Origin of the sequence: Bradyrhizobium sp. (assembly GCF_030654605.1) — a bacterium.
Lineage (GTDB): Bacteria > Pseudomonadota > Alphaproteobacteria > Rhizobiales > Xanthobacteraceae > Bradyrhizobium.
Genome location: NZ_JAURXB010000256.1, coordinates 24,044 through 43,839, shown reverse-complemented (window position 1 = coordinate 43,839; position 19,796 = coordinate 24,044). Strand labels below are relative to the sequence as shown.

At 63.6% G+C, this 19,796-nt stretch carries 20 protein-coding genes; 10 read left to right on the top strand and 10 right to left on the bottom strand.

Features of this window, described 5'->3' with window-relative positions; all coding sequences use genetic code 11:
- Positions 1 to 572: 572 nt before the first annotated feature.
- A complete protein-coding gene (locus tag Q7U29_RS23030) occupies positions 573 to 719 on the top strand; it encodes a hypothetical protein (RefSeq protein WP_304745131.1) in 147 nt (48 codons plus the stop codon).
- Positions 720 to 800: 81 nt separating this feature from the next.
- Here the strand turns inward: Q7U29_RS23030 and Q7U29_RS23025 are convergent, their stop codons facing one another.
- The 5 genes from Q7U29_RS23025 to Q7U29_RS23005 all read right to left on the bottom strand — a co-directional run bounded on the left by Q7U29_RS23025 (position 801) and on the right by Q7U29_RS23005 (position 4,886).
- Entirely contained in the window at positions 801 to 1,019 is a 219-nt protein-coding gene (locus tag Q7U29_RS23025) for an alkylphosphonate utilization protein (protein ID WP_304745129.1), read from the bottom strand.
- 232 nt (positions 1,020 to 1,251) lie between these two features.
- On the bottom strand, positions 1,252 to 1,458 hold the full coding sequence (locus Q7U29_RS23020) for a DUF6494 family protein (protein WP_304745127.1): 207 nt from the start codon (positions 1,456 to 1,458) through the stop codon (positions 1,252 to 1,254).
- A gap of 15 nt (positions 1,459 to 1,473) precedes the next feature.
- Positions 1,474 to 1,752: a hypothetical protein gene (locus Q7U29_RS23015; RefSeq protein WP_304745125.1), complete on the bottom strand. Its 279-nt coding sequence runs from the start codon at positions 1,750 to 1,752 to the stop codon at positions 1,474 to 1,476.
- A 196-nt stretch (positions 1,753 to 1,948) separates the two neighbouring features.
- The gene (locus tag Q7U29_RS23010; RefSeq protein WP_304745123.1) at positions 1,949 to 3,889 is read right to left on the bottom strand and encodes a propionyl-CoA synthetase; all 1,941 of its coding nucleotides are present in this window, start codon (positions 3,887 to 3,889) and stop codon (positions 1,949 to 1,951) included.
- 220 nt (positions 3,890 to 4,109) lie between these two features.
- Positions 4,110 to 4,886 carry a hypothetical protein gene (locus Q7U29_RS23005; protein ID WP_304745121.1) on the bottom strand — a complete coding sequence of 259 codons (777 nt, stop codon included), beginning with the start codon at positions 4,884 to 4,886 and terminating at the stop codon, positions 4,110 to 4,112.
- Positions 4,887 to 5,074: 188 nt separating this feature from the next.
- On the opposite strand from Q7U29_RS23005, the gene Q7U29_RS23000 reads away from it, so the two are divergent.
- On the top strand, positions 5,075 to 5,845 hold the full coding sequence (locus Q7U29_RS23000) for a hypothetical protein (RefSeq protein WP_304745120.1): 771 nt from the start codon (positions 5,075 to 5,077) through the stop codon (positions 5,843 to 5,845).
- A 142-nt stretch (positions 5,846 to 5,987) separates the two neighbouring features.
- Here Q7U29_RS23000 and Q7U29_RS22995 read toward each other — a convergent pair whose 3' ends face one another.
- The gene (locus tag Q7U29_RS22995) at positions 5,988 to 6,794 is read right to left on the bottom strand and encodes an SDR family NAD(P)-dependent oxidoreductase (protein ID WP_304745118.1); all 807 of its coding nucleotides are present in this window, start codon (positions 6,792 to 6,794) and stop codon (positions 5,988 to 5,990) included.
- Between the two features lie 225 nt (positions 6,795 to 7,019).
- Between Q7U29_RS22995 and Q7U29_RS22990 the strand changes: the two genes are divergently transcribed.
- From Q7U29_RS22990 to Q7U29_RS22975, 4 genes are all read left to right on the top strand, one after another.
- A complete protein-coding gene (locus Q7U29_RS22990; RefSeq protein ID WP_304745116.1) occupies positions 7,020 to 9,074 on the top strand; it encodes a TRAP transporter fused permease subunit in 2,055 nt (684 codons plus the stop codon).
- Positions 9,075 to 9,090: 16 nt separating this feature from the next.
- The gene (locus Q7U29_RS22985) at positions 9,091 to 10,068 is read left to right on the top strand and encodes a TAXI family TRAP transporter solute-binding subunit (protein ID WP_304745114.1); all 978 of its coding nucleotides are present in this window, start codon (positions 9,091 to 9,093) and stop codon (positions 10,066 to 10,068) included.
- Between the two features lie 174 nt (positions 10,069 to 10,242).
- Positions 10,243 to 10,665 (top strand): hypothetical protein, encoded by a 423-nt coding sequence (locus Q7U29_RS22980; protein ID WP_304745112.1) that lies wholly within the window; start codon positions 10,243 to 10,245, stop codon positions 10,663 to 10,665.
- Positions 10,666 to 10,696: 31 nt separating this feature from the next.
- Entirely contained in the window at positions 10,697 to 12,214 is a 1,518-nt protein-coding gene (locus Q7U29_RS22975) for a tyrosinase family protein (protein WP_304745111.1), read from the top strand.
- Between the two features lie 139 nt (positions 12,215 to 12,353).
- Here the strand turns inward: Q7U29_RS22975 and Q7U29_RS22970 are convergent, their stop codons facing one another.
- Complete coding sequence (locus Q7U29_RS22970; protein ID WP_304745109.1) at positions 12,354 to 12,833, bottom strand: hypothetical protein; 480 nt, start codon at positions 12,831 to 12,833, stop codon at positions 12,354 to 12,356.
- A 228-nt stretch (positions 12,834 to 13,061) separates the two neighbouring features.
- Here Q7U29_RS22970 and Q7U29_RS22965 point away from each other — a divergent pair, with 228 nt between their 5' ends.
- Positions 13,062 to 13,385, top strand: a complete 324-nt coding sequence (locus Q7U29_RS22965; RefSeq protein WP_304745108.1) for a hypothetical protein — start codon at positions 13,062 to 13,064, stop codon at positions 13,383 to 13,385.
- A 158-nt stretch (positions 13,386 to 13,543) separates the two neighbouring features.
- Here the strand turns inward: Q7U29_RS22965 and Q7U29_RS22960 are convergent, their stop codons facing one another.
- The 3 genes from Q7U29_RS22960 to Q7U29_RS22950 form a co-directional block, all read right to left on the bottom strand.
- Entirely contained in the window at positions 13,544 to 14,680 is a 1,137-nt protein-coding gene (locus Q7U29_RS22960) for a hypothetical protein (RefSeq protein WP_304745106.1), read from the bottom strand.
- A 303-nt stretch (positions 14,681 to 14,983) separates the two neighbouring features.
- Positions 14,984 to 15,955, bottom strand: coding sequence for a tripartite tricarboxylate transporter substrate binding protein (locus Q7U29_RS22955; RefSeq protein WP_304745104.1), 972 nt, complete (start codon positions 15,953 to 15,955; stop codon positions 14,984 to 14,986).
- 216 nt (positions 15,956 to 16,171) lie between these two features.
- A complete protein-coding gene (locus Q7U29_RS22950) occupies positions 16,172 to 16,801 on the bottom strand; it encodes a CoA pyrophosphatase (protein ID WP_304745102.1) in 630 nt (209 codons plus the stop codon).
- A gap of 79 nt (positions 16,802 to 16,880) precedes the next feature.
- On the opposite strand from Q7U29_RS22950, the gene Q7U29_RS22945 reads away from it, so the two are divergent.
- The 3 genes from Q7U29_RS22945 to Q7U29_RS22935 all read left to right on the top strand — a co-directional run bounded on the left by Q7U29_RS22945 (position 16,881) and on the right by Q7U29_RS22935 (position 19,617).
- Positions 16,881 to 17,306, top strand: coding sequence for a PaaI family thioesterase (locus Q7U29_RS22945; RefSeq protein WP_304745101.1), 426 nt, complete (start codon positions 16,881 to 16,883; stop codon positions 17,304 to 17,306).
- Between the two features lie 108 nt (positions 17,307 to 17,414).
- Complete coding sequence (locus Q7U29_RS22940) at positions 17,415 to 18,428, top strand: aldo/keto reductase (RefSeq protein ID WP_304745099.1); 1,014 nt, start codon at positions 17,415 to 17,417, stop codon at positions 18,426 to 18,428.
- A 97-nt stretch (positions 18,429 to 18,525) separates the two neighbouring features.
- On the top strand, positions 18,526 to 19,617 hold the full coding sequence (locus Q7U29_RS22935) for a hypothetical protein (protein ID WP_304745097.1): 1,092 nt from the start codon (positions 18,526 to 18,528) through the stop codon (positions 19,615 to 19,617).
- Positions 19,618 to 19,796 lie beyond the last annotated feature (179 nt).

Below are 19,796 nucleotides of genomic sequence, written 5' to 3'. Positions count from 1 at the left end.
CCCGATGCGCCCGATAGCCGCGTGTGCAATGGGTAGTGGTAGAAGGCACACGCGTTAGTCAGGTCACACCGGAATCACCCGGCACTCCCCGCGCAATGGTTTACGGCTTATACGTGATCGCCTCGGCGAGCCCTGCGCTTTTGCCACCGTCATCCGCAGCACCTCGAGCTGCGAACTTGACACCAGCCTTTGGGGTGTCAGGACCACACGATTTCGCCGTCCGCTTCAGACGCCCTGGTCGGGAGCGCCATCCACGTCCACCGCATCCCCGTCCCGCATCGGTGACCTTGCGCAATGCCCCTCTGAGTGGGACGGGATGGCTATGGATATAACCCGGCTTTCATTTCTGAGAAACAGAATTATTTTTGATTCGAGGGCTTGACACGACTTCCGATAAACCGAAGTGATTTGCCCGTCGGGTCGTCACACACCGTCACATTTACCTCGTCGCACGGATCAGCCGATCTGGCGCGTCTTGCGGCAACCACGACAAAAACCCGTAATAGCCCGGAGATACTTTTGGGGATCAGCCGGTAAAACGACCGTCAGATCACAGGACAAGTGTATCGAACATGGCGGTCATCTCATTTCTACTGGCGCTCCTGCTCGGCGGCACCGCGTTCCTGTTCAAGCAGGCCGCTTCGCAGATTGCCGTCGGCACATCCTGGGCCGGCGAGGTCTGCTCGACCTCGCAGATGTTCTGTCACCATCCGGAATAACTCGCCTATGCCGGCTTCGGACTGATGACGGTCGCGATCGGGACCAAGCTCGGCGAGTTGGGGCGCTAGAGCGGCGCGCCCTCACGCCTTCTTCAGAAACTCCGTGCGCAGCACCAGGCCCTTGACCTTGTCGGTGCGGCCTTCGATCTCGTCGGCATTGTCGGTGAGGTGAATGCCCCTGATCATGGTGCCGCGCTTCAGCACCGTCGATGAGCCCTTCAACTTGAGGTCCTTGATCAGCGTGACGCTGTCGCCCTCGGCAAGCAGTGCGCCGTTTGAGTCGCGTACCTTGATGTCCATGTGGTGATGTCCCTGGTGCTTGAGATGGTGAGTGCTGTCTTTCTTCCTTCTCCCCTTGTGGGAGAAGGTGGCGCTGACGAAGTCAGCGCCGGATGAGGGGTATCTATCTGCGGAGACAGACCCCTCACCCGTCCGCGATGCTTCGCTTCGCGGCCACCCAAGAGCGAGCTTCGCTCGTCTCGGCTCCCACAAGGGGAGAGGGAAGGAAGAAAGGGGCCGTGCCCGATTCGTACTATCCCAGTTCGATCTCTTCGGTGATCTCGTGCGTCAGGCTGACGCCGCCGATGGTCAGCACCATCTTCGCCGGCAGCTTTTCATTGCCCTTGAGGCGGCCGGCCGCGACCGCTTCGCGCACCGCTTTCTCGATCTCGCGCTGCGAGGTGATGCCGACCTTCTTGAGAAAGCCGCGAAGGCTCGAGTTGAACTTGTCTTCGTTCATGATGGTCTCCCTGATTTACGGCCGTGTCGGATTGTTGAGCATGTATTCGCCGAGATTGCGCTGCCGCTTGTCGGCGCGCGAATTGGCGTTGGCGCGCTGGACGTCGCGGTCCTTGCGGCAATTGACATAGTCCGGCGAGCCGGCGGCATGGCTGCGGGCGCAGAACGCGTCGTCGTCCCCTGAGGTGTCGACCATGGTCGGCTGTCCGCGCTCGAGGCAGCCCGCGAGCAGGGGCGCGAGGAGCAGGAGTGCCAGAAGCGTTCGTGGGGAGTTAGGGCGCATTTTTCGATCCATTGTCCCATTTCGTCATTGCCGGGCTTGACCCGGCAATCCATCGAAAACAAGGCGTTTTTTGAAGAATGATGGATGCCCGGGTCAAGCCCGGGCATGACGAGTAGTGGTGTCATTCCGGGATGGTCCGAAGGACCAGACCCGGAATCTGAAGATTCCGGGTTCGCGCTGCGCGCGCCCCGGAATGACAGTGCTGCAATCACACCCTGCCCTTCAGCGCGCCCTCGATCTCCTCCAGCACCTTGGGATCCTCGATGGTGGCGGGCATCGACCATTGGTCGCCGTCGGCGATCTTCTTGATGGTGCCGCGCAGAATCTTGCCGGAGCGGGTCTTCGGCAGCCTTCCAACCGTGATCGCGAGCTTGAACGCCGCGACCGGGCCGAGCTTTTCACGGACCAGCGCCACGATTTCCTTTTCGATCTCGGCATGGCTGCGCGTCACGCCGGCCTTCAGCACCAGGAAGCCGCAGGGCACCTCGCCCTTGATGGCGTCCTTGATGCCGAGCACCGCGCATTCGGCGACGTCGGGATGCGCGGCGAGAATCTCCTCCATGCCGCCGGTCGAGAGCCGGTGGCCGGCGACGTTGATGATGTCGTCGGTGCGGCCCATCACGAAGACGTAGCCGTCTTCATCCATGTAGCCGGCGTCGGAGGTTTTGTAGTAGCCGGGGAATTCGTTGAAATAGGCTTCCTTGCAGCGCTCGTCCTGCTCCCACAGGGTCGGCAGGCAGCCCGGCGGCATCGGCAGCTTGATCACGATCGAGCCCATGGTGCCTGATGGCAACGGCTTCGAGGCTTCGTCGACCACCTCGACCTGATAGCCCGGCATCGGCACCGTCGGCGAGCCGTGCTTGACCGGCAGCATCCCGAGGCCGACCGGATTGCCGGCAATGCACCAGCCGGTTTCGGTCTGCCACCAGTGGTCGATGACAGGCACCTTCAACTGCTGCTCGGCCCATTCCACCGTCGGCGGATCGGCGCGCTCGCCGGCCAGAAACAGCGTGCGGAATTTCGAAAGGTCGTATTGCCGGATGAACTTGCCGTCCGGGTCCTCCTTCCTGATGGCGCGGAACGCGGTCGGCGCGGTGAACAACGCCACCGCCTTGTGCTCGCTGATGACGCGCCAGAACGCGCCGGCATCCGGCGTGCCGATCGGCTTGCCCTCATACCTGATCGAGGTCGCGCCATGCAGCAGCGGGCCGTAGATGATGTAGCTGTGGCCGACCACCCAGCCGATATCCGAGCCGCACCACCAGACCTCGCCCGGCTTGACGCCATAGAGGTTGAACATCGACCATTTCAGCGCGACCAGATGCCCGCCATTGTCGCGCACCACGCCCTTGGGTTTGCCCGTCGTGCCGGAGGTATAGAGAACATAGAGCGGATCGGTCGCCAGAACCGGCACGCATTCCGCGGACTTCTTCGCGGCGATGGCTTTGGCTCGCAGCTCGGCCCAGTCGTGATCGCGGCCGGCAACGAGATTGCATCCGTGCTGCGGCCGCTGCAGGATGATGCAGGTCTCAGGCTTCACGCTGGAGAGCTTTATCGCTTCGTCCAGCAGCGGCTTGTACTGCACGATGCGGCCGGGCTCGAGCCCGCAACTCGCCGAGAAGATCAGTTTCGGCTTGGCGTCCTCGATCCGGGTGGCGAGTTCTTTCGCGGCAAAGCCGCCGAACACCACGGAATGCACCGCGCCGATCCGCGCGCAGGCCAGCATTGCCACCATGGCTTCCGGCACCATCGGCATATAGAGGATGACGCGGTCGCCCTTGGTCACCCCGAAATCCTGCATGATGGCGGCCAGCGTCTTCACCTCATGCAGCATCTCGGCATAGGTGAATTTGGTGATGGCGCTCGTTCCCGAAGAACCTTTTTCCAAAGAACTTGCCAGCGGCGAATCGTGGATCAGCGCCAGCTGATCGGCGCGTCCGTCAGCGACATGGCGATCGAGCGCGTTGTAGCAGGTGTTGACCAAGGCGCCGGCGAACCAGCGGCCGTAAAGCCCCATGGCAGGGTCGAACACCTTCTTCGCCGGCTCGATCCAGTCGATCTCGCGCGCCGCCTCGCCCCAAAACCCCTCGGGATCCCGAAGCGAGCGGGCATGGGCCTCGTGGTAGCGGCTGGTGGTCTGGATGTTCATGGCGTCGCTCCCGTCTTCACGTCATGCCCGGGCTTGTCCCGGGCATCCACGTCTTTTCTGCCGTTCGGCCAGGCAGACGTGGATGGCCGGGACAAGCCCGGCCATGACAAGGATCAATTTCAACCGAATTTTCTTGGGCGCATTGTCACGGGATGACCCGACAATTCAAGGCGAAAACGCTGCGAGATTGCATTAACCGGCGCGCGTCGGGGCGACGGGCCTAGTATCCGTCGACCCCCACTATCTCCTGCAGCCGTTCCTTCATCGCCTTGCGCAGATCGTAACCCGGCTTTCCAAAGCTGGCATTGCGGCGGGCGATGAACTGGTCCTGCCTGCGCTGGAGGGCACGGACCGCGCGCGGGCCGACCTTGGCGGCGTCGCGCATCACCAGGGCATGCACGCCATCGATCTCGCGGTCGAGATCGGCCAGTTCCGGGCTGGCGCAGATTGCCTTCTCCACCGGACGTTTGGCGGTGGCGCAGTTGAAGCTCGGCTTGTTGGCGACCGCTATCAGCACGCCCAGGCGCTCCAGTTCCTGCGCCAGCGATCTGTAATTGGCTTTGGCTGCCGCATGGTCCGGGTTCAGCTTGATCGCGGAAGCGAAATCGGCCAGCGCGCGGCGCCGGTCGCCCTTCTTGCGCCAGAGTTCGCCCTTGAGATTGAAGATATCCGCAAGCCCCGGGTCGAGCCACAGCGCCGCGTCGTAATCGCTGATCGCGTTGTCGACCATGTCCTTGCGCTCATGAGCACCGCCGCGCGCGACCAGCGCCTTGATGCGGTCCGGCTTCAACGTTCGGGCGCTGTCGATCAGCACGCCGCAGGCGGCGATGATCCTGTCGGCGTCGTTGGCGGTCGCGGCCGCGACGCACGGCGCGGGATCCACGTCCGGATCGGTGGACGGCCTGGCCCCGGTGGCGAAGGCGCCCTGGAGCGACGCCGCCGCCAGCACAACAGCAACGGCCGCGTTGCGGATCAGGACGGCAGGACGAAGTCGCATCGATCTACCCGGCAAAGAGCCTTCAATATGGGAGAGAGCAGCGTCCGGCAAGTGCCGCGCAAACCGGACTGCGGGGGGATTGCGTTCCGGTCGGCATCCGGCTGCGCAGGCCCGCCGCGGCAATTTCTTTGAACCATTTTCCGATCCAGGAGACTCATCTATTCGCATTTTGGAGATTGAATTCCCCCATGACGACTTTAACCGGCGACCCGCGCACTCGTGTGAGCGCGACCTCCCACCCGCAATATTTCTACTTCTATATGGCGCTGTCCTGCGTCGCCGTCGCCTTTCTCGGCTTCGCACCGACCTATTTCGTGCCGATGGCCGCGGGAAAATTTCCGCCGGTGCCGGTGGTGCATTTTCACGGCCTGCTGTTCTTCGCCTGGACGCTGTATTTCGCGTTCCAGAGCTGGCTCGCCGCCTCCGGCCAGGTGATGCGGCACCGGACCATCGGCATGATCGGCGTGTCGCTGGCGACCGCGATGACGATCTCCGGCTTCCTGGTGGCGGTCAACGCGATGCAGCGCTCCGCCGCCATCGGCATGACCGGTGAAGGCATCGCGTTCGCGATCGTGCCGCTCAGCGGCGTGCTGTTTTTCGCCGTCGTGTTTACGCTGGCGATCGCCTATGTGAGGCGACGGGAGATCCACAAGCGCCTGATGCTGCTGGCCAGCATCTCGCTGCTCGACGCCGCAGTGGCGCGCTGGTTCATGACGTTCCTGGCGCCTCCGGGACCTCCCGGCCCGCCGCCGGTGCCGGTCACCATCCCGCCGGCTTTCGTCGCCTATCTGCTGCTGGTGGCCGCGATCGTCCACGACTGGCGCGCCAACGGGCGTCCGCATCCGGTCTATGTCTATGGCGGCGTCGCGCTGATCGCCGTGAAACTCCTGAACTGGCCGATCAGCACCACGGCGGCATGGCATTCGCTGGCGGGCGGAATCCTGGCGATGGCGCAGTAGCATCGTCGTCCCTGGAACGCAGGGACCCATAACCACAGGACGTCGTGGTTACGGGTGGTGTATCTGCCAGTTTTCTCAAACGAGACGCCACGGCGTATGGGTCCCTGCGTTCGCAGGGACGACGAGAGAGTTGTTGCCGCGCCTAATTCCCCGCCTTCACGGTAATCCCGCCATCGACGATCAATTCCAGACCGGTGACGTATTTCGATTCGTCGGAGGCGAGGAACAGCGCGGCGTTGGCGACGTCCCAGGCGTCGCCCATGTGCCCCATCGGCACCTGGGCGTCGCGCGCGCGCCACATCGCCTCGACGTCGCCGCCGGCATAGCTCGAGGCGAGGCCGGCGGAATGCTCGACCATCGGCGTCTTCATCAGGCCGGGCAGGATGGCGTTGACCCGGATATGCTTCGGGGCGAATTCGACCGCGGTGGTCTTGGTCATCTGGTTCATCGCGGCCTTGGAGGTGCCGTAGCTGACATAGGAAATGCCGAGATGGCGGATCGAGGCGATCGAGGAAATGTTGATGATCGAGCCGCCGCCCTGCTTCTCCATCACCGGGATGACATGCTTCATGGCGAGGAAGGCGCTTTTCAGGTTGACGTTGAAGACATGATCCCAGCTTGCCTCCGGCACGCTCACCACGCTGCCCATCTCGGCGATGCCGACATTGTTGTCGAGCACGTCGATGCGGCCAAAGGTTTTCAGGCAGGCCGCCACCATCGCCTCGACATCTTCCGATCGCGACGCGTCGGCGGTGAACGCCGCCGCCCTGCCGCCCTCTGACGTGATGATATCGACGGTCTCCTGCGCGGCCTTGCCGTTGCGGTCGACGCAGAACACCTGCGCGCCCTCGCGTGCAAAGGTCACCGCGGTCGCCTTGCCGTTGCCCCAGCCCGGCCCGATCGAACCGGCGCCGACCACCATCGCTGTCTTGCCCTTGAGCCGTTCCATCGACTTTCTCTCCCTTTTGTCAATCGTTGCGACCCTTGTAGCCCGGAAGGAGCCCGCGGGTCACGCCGTCGGCGTGCCCCGCGGCGTAATCCGGGAGGGCGCGAGAAGAGTCCGGAAATTCAGCCGGAAACCCTTGCAACGGTTGCCGAAAACCGGGATCAATGCGCCGCAATCGAGGGCGCGGCCAGGCAGGCCAGGCCGTGTTGAAAGCGTTTCGGGGGAAGCATGGCCGCAGACAAACCAACGCATGACAAGCCAGAACCGGGCAAATCATCGCCCAATGACGACGTCGTCGCCATTTCCGATGAGGCGCTGCAGCGGGCCGAGGCTTTCATCGAGGCCGATGAGGGCGCGGCCAACCGGCTGATGGGCTGGTGGGGACGGGTCTCGACCACCCTTGCCGTGACCATGAGCCTGTTCCATCTCTACGCGGCTTACGCGATCGTTCCGACCCAGGAACTGCGCTACACCCACGTCGCCTTCACCCTGGTTCTGAGCTTCCTGCTGTTTCCGCTGGCGACCCGGTTTCGCAACCGGGTGCGCTGGTGGGACGTGGTGCCCGGCCTGTTCGCGGTGGCGACCATCGTCTATGCGCTGTGGGGCGGCGAGGACTTTACCGACCGCGCCACCTCGCCCGAACGCATGGACGTCATCGTCGGCGTCGTGTTCATCATCCTGCTGCTGGAAGCGACCCGCCGCACCACCGGACTGATCATGCCGGTGGTCGCGGTGATGTTCATCGCCTATGCGATGCTCGGTCCGCATCTGCCGGCGCCGTGGACCCATCGCGGCTACGAATTGCCACGGCTGGTCGGCCACCTCTTCATCACGCTGGAAGGCATTTTCGGCGTCGCGGTCGACGTCTCGGCGACCCTGATCATCCTGTTCACGATCTACGGCGCATTCCTGCAGCAATCCGGCGCCGGCAAATTCTTCATCGATTTCTCGCTGGCGCTGATGGGCGGCAAGCCGAACAGCGCCGGGCGCACCGTGGTGCTGTCGTCGTTCCTGCTCGGCGGCCCCTCCGGATCGGGCGTCGCCACCACCGTGATGATCGGCACCGTCGCCTATCCGATGCTGGGCAAGGCGGGCTTCGAGAAGAATGCCGCCGGCGGATTGCTGGCGGCCGGCGGGCTCGGGGCGATCCTGTCGCCGCCGGTGCTGGGGGCCGCGGCGTTCCTGATCGCCGAGTTCCTCAAGATCAGCTATCTCGACGTGATCTGGATGGCGACGATTCCGACCTGTCTTTATTATCTGTCGCTCCTGATCATGGTCGAACTCGACGCCAAGAAATACGGCGCCAGGGATGTCGACTTCACGCCGGAAATGTCGCTCGGCCAGATGACGAAGCGTTACGGCTTTCACTTCATCTCGCTGCTTGCCGTCGTGGCGTTCATGGTGATCGGCTACTCGCCGGCGCTGTCGGTGTTCTACGCCACCGCCGTCACCTTCGCGCTGAGCTTCCTGCGCAGGGAGACGGCACTGGTGCCGAAAAAGCTGGTGAAGGCACTGGCCGACGGCTCGATCGGCGCCTTGAACGCCGCGACCACCTGCGCCTGCGCCGGCATCGTCGTCGGTGTCGTGACCCTGACCGGCCTCGGGCTCAAATTCTCCTCGATCGTGATCGCCTACGCCGGCGGCAGCCTGTTGCTGACCGCGATCTATACCGCGCTGATCGTCTGGATCATCGGTCTCGCGGTGCCGGTGACCGCGTCCTACATCATCTGCGCGGTGATCGCCGCACCCGCGCTGATCAAGCTGGGCGTGCCGGATTACGCCGCCCACATGTTCATCTTCTATTACGCCGTGCTGTCGGAAGTTTCGCCGCCGACCGCGCTGTCGCCGTTCGCCGCCGCCGCCATCACCGGCGGCGATCCCTACAAGACCACGCTGCAGTCGTGGAAATACACCCTGCCGGCGTTCCTGGTTCCATTCGTGTTCGTGCTCGACCCGCAGGGCGTCGGCCTGCTGCTCTCGATCCCGAAGGGCGGATCGTGGGTCGACATCGTCGAGATCACAATCAAGACAACGCTCGGGCTGGTGGCGCTCGCCGCGGTTGCGCAGAACTGGGCGCTGCGACAAAATAAGCCGATCGAGGGCGTCCTGCTTCTGCTATCGGGACTGCTGCTGGTGTTCCCCAGTCTGATCGAGGCGATCGTCGAGCGGGTCATCGGACGCGACATCAGCTATACTTTCGTGCCGGGCCTGATCATCGGCCTCGGCGTGCTGCTGTGGCAGGCCAGAACACCGACAACGAAACGACCGGCCGTACCAATTTAATCAGGGAGTGAACTTAATGACGACCAAGACCAAAAAGACCGCGGCGATGCTGGCGATTACCCTCACGGCGGGGCTCGCGCTCGCCGGAATGGTTCACGCCCAGCAGAAGACCATGTCGATCGGCACCGGCGGCACCGGCGGCGTCTATTATCCGCTCGGCGGCGCCGTCGCCAACGTGCTGTCGAAGAACCTGCCCAACGTGCAGGCCACCGCCGAAGTCACCGGCGGATCGGTCGACAATCTCAAGCTGATCGCCTCGGGTCAGAGCGAGATGGCATTCACCATGGCCGACGCCGCGCTCGATGCGCTGCAGGGCAAGGACAAGTTCACCAGCGGCAAGGTGCCGCTGCAGGCCCTGCTGGTGGTCTATCCGAACCGCATGCATGTCGTCACCGTCGAGGGCACCGGCATCGAGAAGATGTCCGACCTCAAGGGCAAGCGCGTCTCCACGGGATCGCCGGGCAGCGCCACCGAAGTGATGGCGTTTCGCGTCATCGAGGCCGCCGGCCTCGACAAGGACAAGGACATGAAGCGCGAGCGGCTCGGCGTCGCCGAATCCGTCAATGCGGTGAAGGACCGCAAGATCGACGCGTTCTTCTGGGTCGGCGGCATCCCCACCGCCGCCGTGACCGATCTGGCGGCAACGCCCGGCATGAAGATGAAGCTGATCGACCACAGCGACACGGCCGAGAAGATGAACGCCAAATACGGCAAGCTCTACACCGCCAGCAAGATCAAGGCCGGCTCGTATCCGGGGGTCGACAAGGACAACGCCATCACCGAAGTCTGGAACCTGATCGTGACCGGCAGCAAGATGAGCAATGACGACGCCTATGCGATCGTCAAGACGCTGGTGGAGAAGAAGGCCGACATCGTCGCCGTGCACAAGGAAGCGCTGAGCTTCTCGCTCGACAACCAGGTGCAGGACCGTTCCCCGATTCCGTTCCATCCCGGCGCGCTGAAGTACTTCAAGGAAAAGGGCATCGGCGGGTAAGCTGCTTTCGCCGGCATTCGTCCAATCCAAACCGCCAAGCGGCGCAACGCGCCGCTTGGCTTTTTTGTGGCCCTCCCTCAAGAGCTCCCGCTCGTCATGCCCGCTTGCTTTTGGGCTTCATGGAGGACTATACTCAATCTTAGCGTGTAGTTACCTGGAAGGAGACAAGACTTTGTGTCGTCCAGCGCACGTAACCGATACCTGAGTTTTGCGGCCATGAACGGCGCGCGGAAGACCCGCAAATCGGTGCCTATCTCCGAGGCGGTTGTAGTGAACACGCGTGAAGTGAACGTCACCGTCGAGGGCCTGGATCCCGGCGCGATCGCGGGTTCGTTCGCAGTCCACCTCGCCAAGAACGACCGGCGTATAGCGTCGCGCTTCTTCTTCCAGGCTTCGGACGGCGCGGATGCCGCTCAACCTCGCCCGCCGCCTCAACTTGTGCAGTTCGACTTCGTTCTGCCCATCGATGTCGTGGCAGACGGCAAGCTAACCGTGGAGATCGAGCCCACTGGATCGCCCCTGCCTGGACAACGCCCTCTGCTGGAACGGATGGGGCACCCCAAACTGAGCGTCTACCTCATGCTTGAATCCGATTGATCCCCAATCGATTGATCCCAAGGAGGCCATGATGTCTGTCACACCGACCTACCCTGTAGCGCATCCGACCTGGTACGACACGATCCGCCTGATGTTCACCCAAACGGACATCGCGCATATGCGCAGCCAGGAACTGGACTTGACCAGTTACGAGCAGGTCCTGGCTGCCTCCGGCAACATCTACGGCCAGGTCGCGGCCCACAACATGCCGCCCGGCGATCCATGGACGCCGGACATGGTCCAGACCTTTCTCAACTGGTTGACCGACGGCTGTCCGAAAGGCACCCCGACATCCGATCAGGTTTACGCGATGCGGGCTATGTTGGCCAATAAGCCCGCGGCGGCGCGGATCAGGAAGGACGTGAACAGCCTGAGCGCCGCCGAGCTCGCTACCCTGAAAACGGCGTTCGAGGGGATTCTGGCCAGGGACCCTTCCGACCCGAACAGCTATTTCGCGCAGGCGGGCATCCACTGGCTGCCGGACCGGTTCTGCCAGCATCACGTCCCTGCCTACAATCCGTGGCACAGAGCCTACCTGCTCGGCTTCGAAAATGCGCTGCGCTCCGTTCCCGGGTGCGAGAACGTCACCCTTCCGTACTGGGACATCACGACACCGTTTCCGGACCTGCTCAAATCCGCTCCGTACGCCAGCTACACGCTCCCGCAGGACGTCGGCGGCGGATTCAACAAGGGCTACGTCACCCAGCGGTTTTCCTACCCCGAGATCGCGGCCAATCTGCTGCAATACGACGTGACAGCCGATGTCAATCGGGCCATGGCCCAGACGGATTGGGAGGATTTTCACGGTTACTGGTCCGGCGCTCCGTACAACACGATCATCGCGGCCCATGATGGCGGCCACGGTTCGATCGGGCCTACGATGGCCAACCAGGCGGTTGCTTCCTTCGATCCGGCGTTCTGGTTCTTTCACTCCAATTGGGACCGGTTGTGGTGGGAGTGGCAAAAGAAGGTACAGGGCACGGACCTGAATGGATTGCTCTCGACCATCAACAAGACAACGGATCTGCTCAGCTATCAGATCTTTACCGTCCCGCCACTGGAGGCGCTGGCGCCGTTCACGACGGGGCCGCTCGGACTGAACACAGTGAAGACGATCGATTCAATCGCTCTCGGCGTCGACTACGCCCCGTCTGCCGCGCCGTCGAAGCCGATCGCTTTCGCGCTCAAGACCAGCCGCGCGGTGTCGGTCGACCGCAAGGTCTCCCTCGACGCGCAACACGCCATGGTGTCGGTCACCGGCATCAACCGCATCAAGATACCAGGCAGTTTCGCGGTCCACCTCATGAAGGATGGAAAGACAATTGCCTCCCGCTTCATGTTTCAGCCGGATGACGTGGACAAGTGTGAAACATGCGTCAAGAACGCCATGGCACATTTCGACTTCGACCTGCCTCTCGCCGAGGTGACCGGAGGCAAGCTGAGTGTCGCGGTTGAACCCGTGAACAAGTCAATCGTCGGGGCGCGCTTCCCCTCCAGGCTGATGGGGAGTCCGATGATCGACGTTCACATCCCGTTACAGACCGATTGATTTTCAATCATGGACCATGCCCGGTGCGTGCGGCACCGGGCATTTCGATGTCAGTCATCGCCACGGCAGCGGGTCTCGGAACGCGGACGAACGGCGCGAAGCATGCCGCTCCCGCGGTGGCGATCGCGGCTGCCTGCGATCACTCGAACTTCATGTCCAGGCATTTCGAGACGTCGGAGCCGAGGCCGGAAGAAATGATGATGCAGCCGCGGACTTTGCGCGCGGTGTTGTCGCTGGCCCACACCGCGTAGCCGCCGGTGCCGAAGAACGAATTGGTGTTCGGCGGCTCGGTCTCGGTGGCGTCGAACGAATAGTTGGAGTCGGTCTCGAAGATGCGGGGCTTCTTGACGCAGCCGCCGTCGCTCTGCACGTTGATCACTTCCTTGTTGTCCCGTGTCAGCGCCAGGGTGACCTGGCAGCGGAAATACTCCGAGGTCTTGACGTTGAAGATATAGGCGTAGGACTTGCAGGTCGCGGTATTGAGCTTGCCCGGGCTGAGGCCGCGGCTGCAGGCAATTCGCTGGTTGTTGCTGAGCTTGAAATCTTCGGCTTGCGCCACGGGAACCAGCGTCGCGAGCGACAGCGCGGCGCCGAGACAAATCTTCATCGCGTGGTTCATCCGAATCATCCCTATGAGCTTTCTTCCAGAAATACTGATTTAGACCGAAACCGGAACATAGTCGCGAAGTCGGAAGCGGGAAATCACAAAGTCTTATGTAAAGTCCCTTATGCAAACTCCCCGGAGAGCCTGATGCGGCGAACAGGCACGTTGACGGAATAATGACGTTCGTGGTTTGTTCAAAGGATCGAGATCGGTTTCTTCGGACCGGTCGCTGGGAGATGCAGGATGACGAGAACTTCGACCAAACCCCTTTTGATGGCAGCCGCCCTTGCCGTGGCCGCGGCGCTTGCCGCGCCGGCGACATCGGCATTTGCGCAAGCCCCCGCGCCGACGCCCTGGGAGCTGAAGTCCGACATGGGCTACGGCTATGGCAAGGACGGCAAGACCTTCTCCTACAAGATGGGCACCAACAATGCCGGCCAGCTGCTGAAAGGCGCCAAGAAGGTGCCGAAGGGCACGCTGTTCTTCATCGGCGAGAACGGCCAGCTCTATATGCGCACCGGCCCCTATCTCGAGGGCGACGGCAAGTTCATGTTCGGGCCGGGTTGATTGATAGCCCCACCGCCCGTCGTCCCGGCCTCCGCGCCGGGACCCATACTCCGCGGCGGCAGTCATTGAAGAAGGTCTCTAACGCCGTGCCCGAACGATGGGATACGGCGTATGGGTCCCGGCGCGGAGGCCGGGACGACGATGTATCAAGCAATCCATCAGAACGCGCCGGCCAATTCCCTGGCGCCCGGCAGGTTGCTGTTGACATTCATCCGCTCGTCGGTGATCGCCAACAGCTTCGCCACCGTGTTGTGGCGGATCGCGACCGGGTTGCGTTCGTAGCCGCCGCGCTGGAAGAAATTCGCCGTCGGCACCCGTTCGCGCATCGCCTGCGGCATCGTCACCATGTCGAGGCCCGTGGAGTCGCCGGTCAGGTTCATCATCTCGAGTTCGGCGGCGCTGAGCGGTTTCGTGTAGCCCTTGGCGCGCGCAAACAGCACCGAGGTCAGCAGCTTGTGGGTCTGGAGCAGCGGGCCGATGTCGATGTCCAGCACGAGGGCGTGGACGCCCCAGCCCTGCGGCGTGTTGGCGAGTTTTTCGTGCTCCGACCATTGCACCGGCACCGAACGCGTGAACGCCACCATCCGCTTCAGGATCGCCAGTTTGTGATCCATCGCCTTGCGCGCCGGCCCTGACAGCCCGGCGGCCTTTTCCGTCAACGCCTTGACGATGTCATGCCCCTGTTCGGCGAGCAGCGAGACGCTGTTGGTGGTGAGCAACTGGTTGTAGCCGACCGCGGTGGAGATCGCGCGCGAGCCCGGGCGCGAGGCGCTCAAGCCGGATTGCATGTCGTGATTGCCGTTGCCGCCGGTCTCGAACGCATAGACTCGCACGATCTGCTCGCGCGTCAGCCCCGACGCCAGCGCCGTGCGGCCATAGGCGCGCTTGAACTCGACCTCTCTGGCGGGCCGTTGCGGCGTGAACTGGAAATGCGTAGCGGCAGCCTTCAGGAAGTCGGCGACGACGGGAAGCGGCTTGCGCTCGGGGGGCTTGTCGCCGGGCTCCGGATCCACCGGCCGCTTCGGCCCGTCATACAGCGGCGGCTGGGTCAGGACATAATCGTCTGATGTGATGGCCTGGCGCTCGCGCCGCTTGGCGTTGCGGCCGCGCCGTTTTTCGGCAATCGATGTCCAATAAGGTTCGGCTTTCTGATCGAACGCCGCCCGCGCCGCCTGATATTCCCTGAGCTTGCGGCGATATTCCGCAATCGCCTGCGGCGACGCCACCTGCGCCATCGCTTCCGCAGTGGCCGGCGGCAGCACCGCGGCATCGATGGCCGCCGCCGGCGGCGCCATCAGCAACAGCGCGAGCGCAGGGAACCCAAAACAAAAACGAATCGCTGAGGTGCACATTCGACCTGTTTAGCAAGAAGGCCGTCGAAGTCAGCCACCAAAGAAGGGACGCTTCTCCCCTCCCCCCGCAACGCGGCGGGGTCCGAGGCGAGCGAAGCTCGCTCTCGAGGTCGGGGGTGGGGGGTCTATCGGCGAGTAACATTGCCAGCGAGTTTGCGGAGACGCTCCCCACCCCCGACCCCTCCCCGCCACGCGCAAGTGCGCGCGGAGGGAGGGGAGAAGAAAAAGCGCTCGCGGCCGCTTGCCTCACTCCTGCTCGACGCCGCTGGCCTTGACGAGGCCGGCCCATTTCTTTTCGTCCTTGTCGATGAAGGCGGCATAGTCTTCCGGCGTGCCCGGGGTGATCTCGGTGCCATCCAGCGCCAGTTGCTTCCTGACCTCGTCGGAGGCCAGCGCGTCGCGCAGCGCCTTGTTGAGCCTGTCGATGACCGGCCGCGGCGTGCCGGCCGGCGCCGCCAGGCCGTAATACAGCGAGGCGTCGAATCCGGACAAGCCGGACTCGGCGATCGTCGGCACCTCAGGCAACAGGCTGGAGCGCGTCGCGCTGGTCACCGCGAGCGCCCGCAGCTTGCCCGCCGCGACATTGCTGTGCGAGGCCGGGATCGGCGCGAACGCCATCGGGATATGCCCGCCCAGCAGATCGGTCAGCGCAGGACCGGTGCCCTTGTAGGGGATATGCACCAGCGTGATGCCGGCGGCGCGGGCGAAATATTCGCCGGTGATGTGGCTGGCGGTGCCGGCGCCGGCCGAGCCGAAATTGACCTTGCCGGGATTGGCTTTGGCATAGGCGACCAGCTCGGCCACGGTCCTGGCCGGAAACTGGGGATTGACCACCAGCGAATTCGGCGCATTGCCGATCAGACCGATCGGCGCGAAATCCTTGCGCGGATCGTAGCCGACATTCCTGTAGAGCGACGGGCCGATCGCCAGCGTGCCGGTATAGCCGAGCAGCAGCGTGTAACCGTCGGGATCGCTCTTCGCCACCGCCCTGGTGCCGATGGTGCCGCCGGCGCCGGGACGGTTGTCGACGATGATCTTTTCGCCGAGCAGCTCGCTCATCTTGTCGGCCACGCCGCGGCCGACGATCGTGGTCGAGCCGCCGGGCGTGAACGGAATCACCAGCGTAATGGGGCGGTTCGGGAAGGTTTGCGCGTGGGCCGCGGCGAAGCCGATGCCGAATACGGCCGCGGTTGCGAGTAGTGCGTTCCAGATGCGCATTTGGCGCCTCCCCTTGTTGTTGGGCGCATGGTTGTCGAAAGAGCAGTGGTCTGCAACCGCCTCCCGGAAAAAACTGTCATCGCCCGGCTTGACCGGGCGACCCAGTACGCCGCGCTCTCCCGATCCACCTCAAACGCCTCTGGAATACTAGGTCGCCCGGTCAAGCCGGGCGATGACAGCGGTGTTTGTTTCATTCATCAGGGTCGGCTACTCGCCCTATTTCCACGCAAACACCGGCTGTTCCAGTTCGGCGACGCGGGTGTCGCGGCCGGCGAGCACTTCGCGGAACTGGTAGATCAGCGCCGCGGTCGGGGCGTGGATGAATTGTCCGGCGTGGCGAAAGCGGATCACGCGCCGTGTGCTTTCGGGAATCGTGGTGAAGGAGAAGGCGTCGGCATCCTCGATGGTGTCGAGCGCGATGCGATGCACCGAGGCGACCTCGTCGGGGTTGGGCGACAACGCCGTGCTGCTGCCCGCCCACAACACGACAGGCGTGATCAGATAGCCGGACCGGGTGGGATAGTCATCGAGCAGGCCCAGCACCTCGCCCTCGCCGAGCTCGAGGCCGAGCTCCTCGTGCAGTTCGCGAAGTGCTGCCTGCGCCGGCGTCTCGCCCTCGTCGCAGCGACCGCCCGGCAGCGCCCATTGGTTGCTGTGGGCGCGCAGGCCCGAGGCGCGCAGGGTCAACAGCAATGCGGTGCCGCCGGCCGCCTCGGCCTCGGTGAGCGCGACGGCGACGGCGGCCCGCTTCAGCGCGGGCACGGGTTCGCTTTCCGGCAGCCGCGCGAACGCCGCGCAGCGCGCCGCGATATTCCGCCGTGTGGCATGGTCGAACGGCCTGGTCATCCCGCTTGACTACAACACGCCCGCGTTTGATGAAATGCCCTCAAAACATGGATGCCCCGCAGGGGACGGACAGGACGACATGACTGACAAGGCCGCCGCAAAGCTCAAATCAGACGGCTGGACCGTGGTCGAAACGTCAGGCTTTCTGCATCTGATCGGGCCACTGTGGCACCGCCTGGTCGACGGCGAGCACGAATATGCGCTGGTCGCGCAGGACAAGCACCACAACCGCCGCGGCCTGGTGCAGGGCGGCGTGCTGATGACCTTCGCGGACCGCACCTGCGGCATGACCGCCCGCTACGTCTCGGGCAAGCCGACGCTGGCGACGGTGCAGTTCGACACCCATTTCGTCGAGGCCGGCAAGATCGGCGAGACCCTGGTCTCGAAGCCGCATGTGGTGCGCACCACCCGCAGCCTGATCTTCATCACCACCGAGGTGACTGTCGACAAACGCTGTATCGCCATGGCCAGCGGCGTGTTTAAGATCTTGAAGAACGAGACTTGAGGGCTGCCCGTCATTGCGAGCGCAGCGAAGCAATCCAGCTTTCTTTTTGCTGAGGCATGGATTGCTTCGCGGAGCTCGCAATGACGTTGCAACAGCGAGGAAATGCCCATGCAATACCGCCCCCTCGGCCGCAGCGGCCTGAAGATTTCGCCGATCTGCCTCGGCACCATGATGTTCGGCGGGCCGACCGACGAAGCCGCGTCGAACCGGATCGTCGCCAAGGCGCGCGAGGCCGGGGTCAATTTCATCGATAGCGCGGATGCCTATAATGGCGGCAATTCCGAGCAAGTGGTCGGGCGCGCCATTTCAAACTCCAGGCACAGCTGGGTGCTCGCGACCAAGCTCGCCAATTCGATGGGCAACGATCCCAATCGCGGCGGGCTGTCGCGGCGCTGGGTGCTGCAGGCGGCGGAAGAAAGCCTGAAGCGGCTCGGCACCGACTACATCGACATCTATTACCTGCACAAGGAAGACCATTCGACGCCGCTGCAGGAGACCGTGCGCGCGATGGGCGAACTGATGAGCCAGGGCAAGGTGCGCTATTTCGGCGTCTCGAATTACCGGGCCTGGCGGGTCGCCGAGATCTGCAATATCTGCGACGATCTCGGCATCGCCCGCCCCGTGGTCAGCCAGCCCTATTACAACGCCATGAACCGGATGCCCGAGGTCGAGCATTTCCCGGCCTGCCATTATTACGGCCTCGGCATCGTGCCCTACAGCCCGCTGGCGCGCGGCGTGCTGACCGGCAAATACGCCCCCGATGCCGCGCCCGACAAGGACAGCCGCGCCGGGCGCAACGACAAGCGCATGATGCAGACCGAATGGCGGCCGGAATCGCTGAAACTGGCGCAGCAGATCAAGGAGCATGCCGAGGCCCGCGGCATCACCGCCGGGCAGTTCGCGGTGTCATGGGTGCTGAATTCCTCCTTCGTGTCCGGCGTGATCGCAGGCCCCCGCACCGAAGAGCAGTGGGACGATTATCTCAAGGCGCTGGACTATCGCTTTACCGCCGAGGACGAGGCGCTGATCGACCGTCTCGTGACACCAGGCCACCCCTCGACGCCGGGGTTCAACGATCCGGCCTATCCGATCGAGGGACGGCGGGCGCGCACGGCGGGGTAGCGCTGAGCGGCGAACTGCGCCGAAAATCCTACAATTACCCCTTGCCGGCAAGCAAAGGTTGCGGAATCAATACCCTGCATCATTGCAGGAGCGGACCATGTATCTCAGGGCAATCGGCGCCATTGTGCTGCTGATACTGTCGGCTTCATCGGTCACGGCGCGTGGGCCCTACGGCTCCGTCAAGATCGGCAACTGGAGCGGCGGCGCGTTCACCAACGACCAGACCGGCGCGTTCACCGGATGCGTCGCATCGGCGCCCTACAAGAGCGGCATCACCGTCTTCGTGATGGTGAGCTCCAACGTCACCTGGAATCTCGGTTTTTTGCACAACGGCTGGTCACTCAAGCCGGGCAGCACATTTCCCATCGTTCTCACCTTCGATGGCCGCTCGCCGTTCAACGTCGACGGCAGGGTCATTTCCGCCCATTCGGTCAGCATCGACATGCCCGACACCTCCGATCTGATCAAGCAGTTCAGGGCATCGACGACCATGAGCGCCTTCGCCCAGGGCAATCTGTTCCAGTTCAATCTCGACAAGACCGGCATTTTGCTGCCGGCGCTGATCAACTGCGTCGTGACCGTGAACCGCGACGGCATCGCCGGTGCAAGGGACTTCGTCCTGCCGCAGCGAGCGCCGGCCGTGGCCGCGCGCGGCGGGGCCCCGCCGCAAACCGGCAGCAGCCTGACGCCAGCCTCGGGACCGTCCACGCCCGAGCTTCAGCTCGAGGCTATGGAGTTTGCGTCCAACTTCATCCTGAAAGCTTCGCTCAATAACCCGCGGGTACTCAGCCGGGCGGAAACGCCGCCCACGCTGGTCAACAACGGCGCAGCCTGGCGATCGGACGACGCGATCGGCTTTGTCAGAATCATTCCGGCGCAGGGCGGCCTGAAGGGTCTGGACGTCGCCTCTGCGATCGTCGGTAACGATGCCAAGGACTGCAAAGGAAAGTTCGCCTCAGCCCGCAACAGCGAACTGGTCGACAGCGAGGTCGTATTCAGGGGCATGTCGTCGTGCGAAGATTCCGAACGCGCCAGCATTTCGCAGTATTTCATACTGCCCCGCAAGAAGGGCGGCTTTGTCCTGTTCTCGGTGGTTTCGAATTTGCGGGTGGAAGAAACCAGAAACCCGCTGCGCGAGGAAAAGAACAAGGATTTCAGGAAAGCCGCGCTGGTCGCGGTAGGCCCGTAACACCGGGCCGCCTCGCCTGAGGGCGCATGGGTGCCCCGGTCGTGAACGCGCGAGGCAGAGCCGTGCCGGGATCGACGAGCGCACCGCCGCCCGAGCAGAAAGTCATGGCTATTCGAGCCTGAAAGGCGCACGGTCATCCCGGTTCGCCTCTAGCCGGATGCAGGGCTGTGTTCCGAGGC

Bases quoted from the DNA above. Each gene is read 5' to 3' on its own strand.
- Q7U29_RS23030 (WP_304745131.1), top strand. From the start codon at position 573: ATGGCGGTCATCTCATTTCTACTGGCGCTCCTGCTCGGCGGCACCGCG.
- Q7U29_RS23025 (WP_304745129.1), bottom strand. From the start codon at position 1,019: ATGGACATCAAGGTACGCGACTCAAACGGCGCACTGCTTGCCGAGGGC.
- Q7U29_RS23020 (WP_304745127.1), bottom strand. From the start codon at position 1,458: ATGAACGAAGACAAGTTCAACTCGAGCCTTCGCGGCTTTCTCAAGAAG.
- Q7U29_RS23015 (WP_304745125.1), bottom strand. From the start codon at position 1,752: ATGGATCGAAAAATGCGCCCTAACTCCCCACGAACGCTTCTGGCACTC.
- Q7U29_RS23010 (WP_304745123.1), bottom strand. From the start codon at position 3,889: ATGAACATCCAGACCACCAGCCGCTACCACGAGGCCCATGCCCGCTCG.
- Q7U29_RS23005 (WP_304745121.1), bottom strand. From the start codon at position 4,886: ATGCGACTTCGTCCTGCCGTCCTGATCCGCAACGCGGCCGTTGCTGTT.
- Q7U29_RS23000 (WP_304745120.1), top strand. From the start codon at position 5,075: ATGACGACTTTAACCGGCGACCCGCGCACTCGTGTGAGCGCGACCTCC.
- Q7U29_RS22995 (WP_304745118.1), bottom strand. From the start codon at position 6,794: ATGGAACGGCTCAAGGGCAAGACAGCGATGGTGGTCGGCGCCGGTTCG.
- Q7U29_RS22990 (WP_304745116.1), top strand. From the start codon at position 7,020: ATGGCCGCAGACAAACCAACGCATGACAAGCCAGAACCGGGCAAATCA.
- Q7U29_RS22985 (WP_304745114.1), top strand. From the start codon at position 9,091: ATGACGACCAAGACCAAAAAGACCGCGGCGATGCTGGCGATTACCCTC.
- Q7U29_RS22975 (WP_304745111.1), top strand. From the start codon at position 10,697: ATGTCTGTCACACCGACCTACCCTGTAGCGCATCCGACCTGGTACGAC.
- Q7U29_RS22970 (WP_304745109.1), bottom strand. From the start codon at position 12,833: ATGAACCACGCGATGAAGATTTGTCTCGGCGCCGCGCTGTCGCTCGCG.
- Q7U29_RS22965 (WP_304745108.1), top strand. From the start codon at position 13,062: ATGACGAGAACTTCGACCAAACCCCTTTTGATGGCAGCCGCCCTTGCC.
- Q7U29_RS22960 (WP_304745106.1), bottom strand. From the start codon at position 14,680: ATGGCGCCGCCGGCGGCGGCCATCGATGCCGCGGTGCTGCCGCCGGCC.
- Q7U29_RS22955 (WP_304745104.1), bottom strand. From the start codon at position 15,955: ATGCGCATCTGGAACGCACTACTCGCAACCGCGGCCGTATTCGGCATC.
- Q7U29_RS22950 (WP_304745102.1), bottom strand. From the start codon at position 16,801: ATGACCAGGCCGTTCGACCATGCCACACGGCGGAATATCGCGGCGCGC.
- Q7U29_RS22945 (WP_304745101.1), top strand. From the start codon at position 16,881: ATGACTGACAAGGCCGCCGCAAAGCTCAAATCAGACGGCTGGACCGTG.
- Q7U29_RS22940 (WP_304745099.1), top strand. From the start codon at position 17,415: ATGCAATACCGCCCCCTCGGCCGCAGCGGCCTGAAGATTTCGCCGATC.
- Q7U29_RS22935 (WP_304745097.1), top strand. From the start codon at position 18,526: ATGTATCTCAGGGCAATCGGCGCCATTGTGCTGCTGATACTGTCGGCT.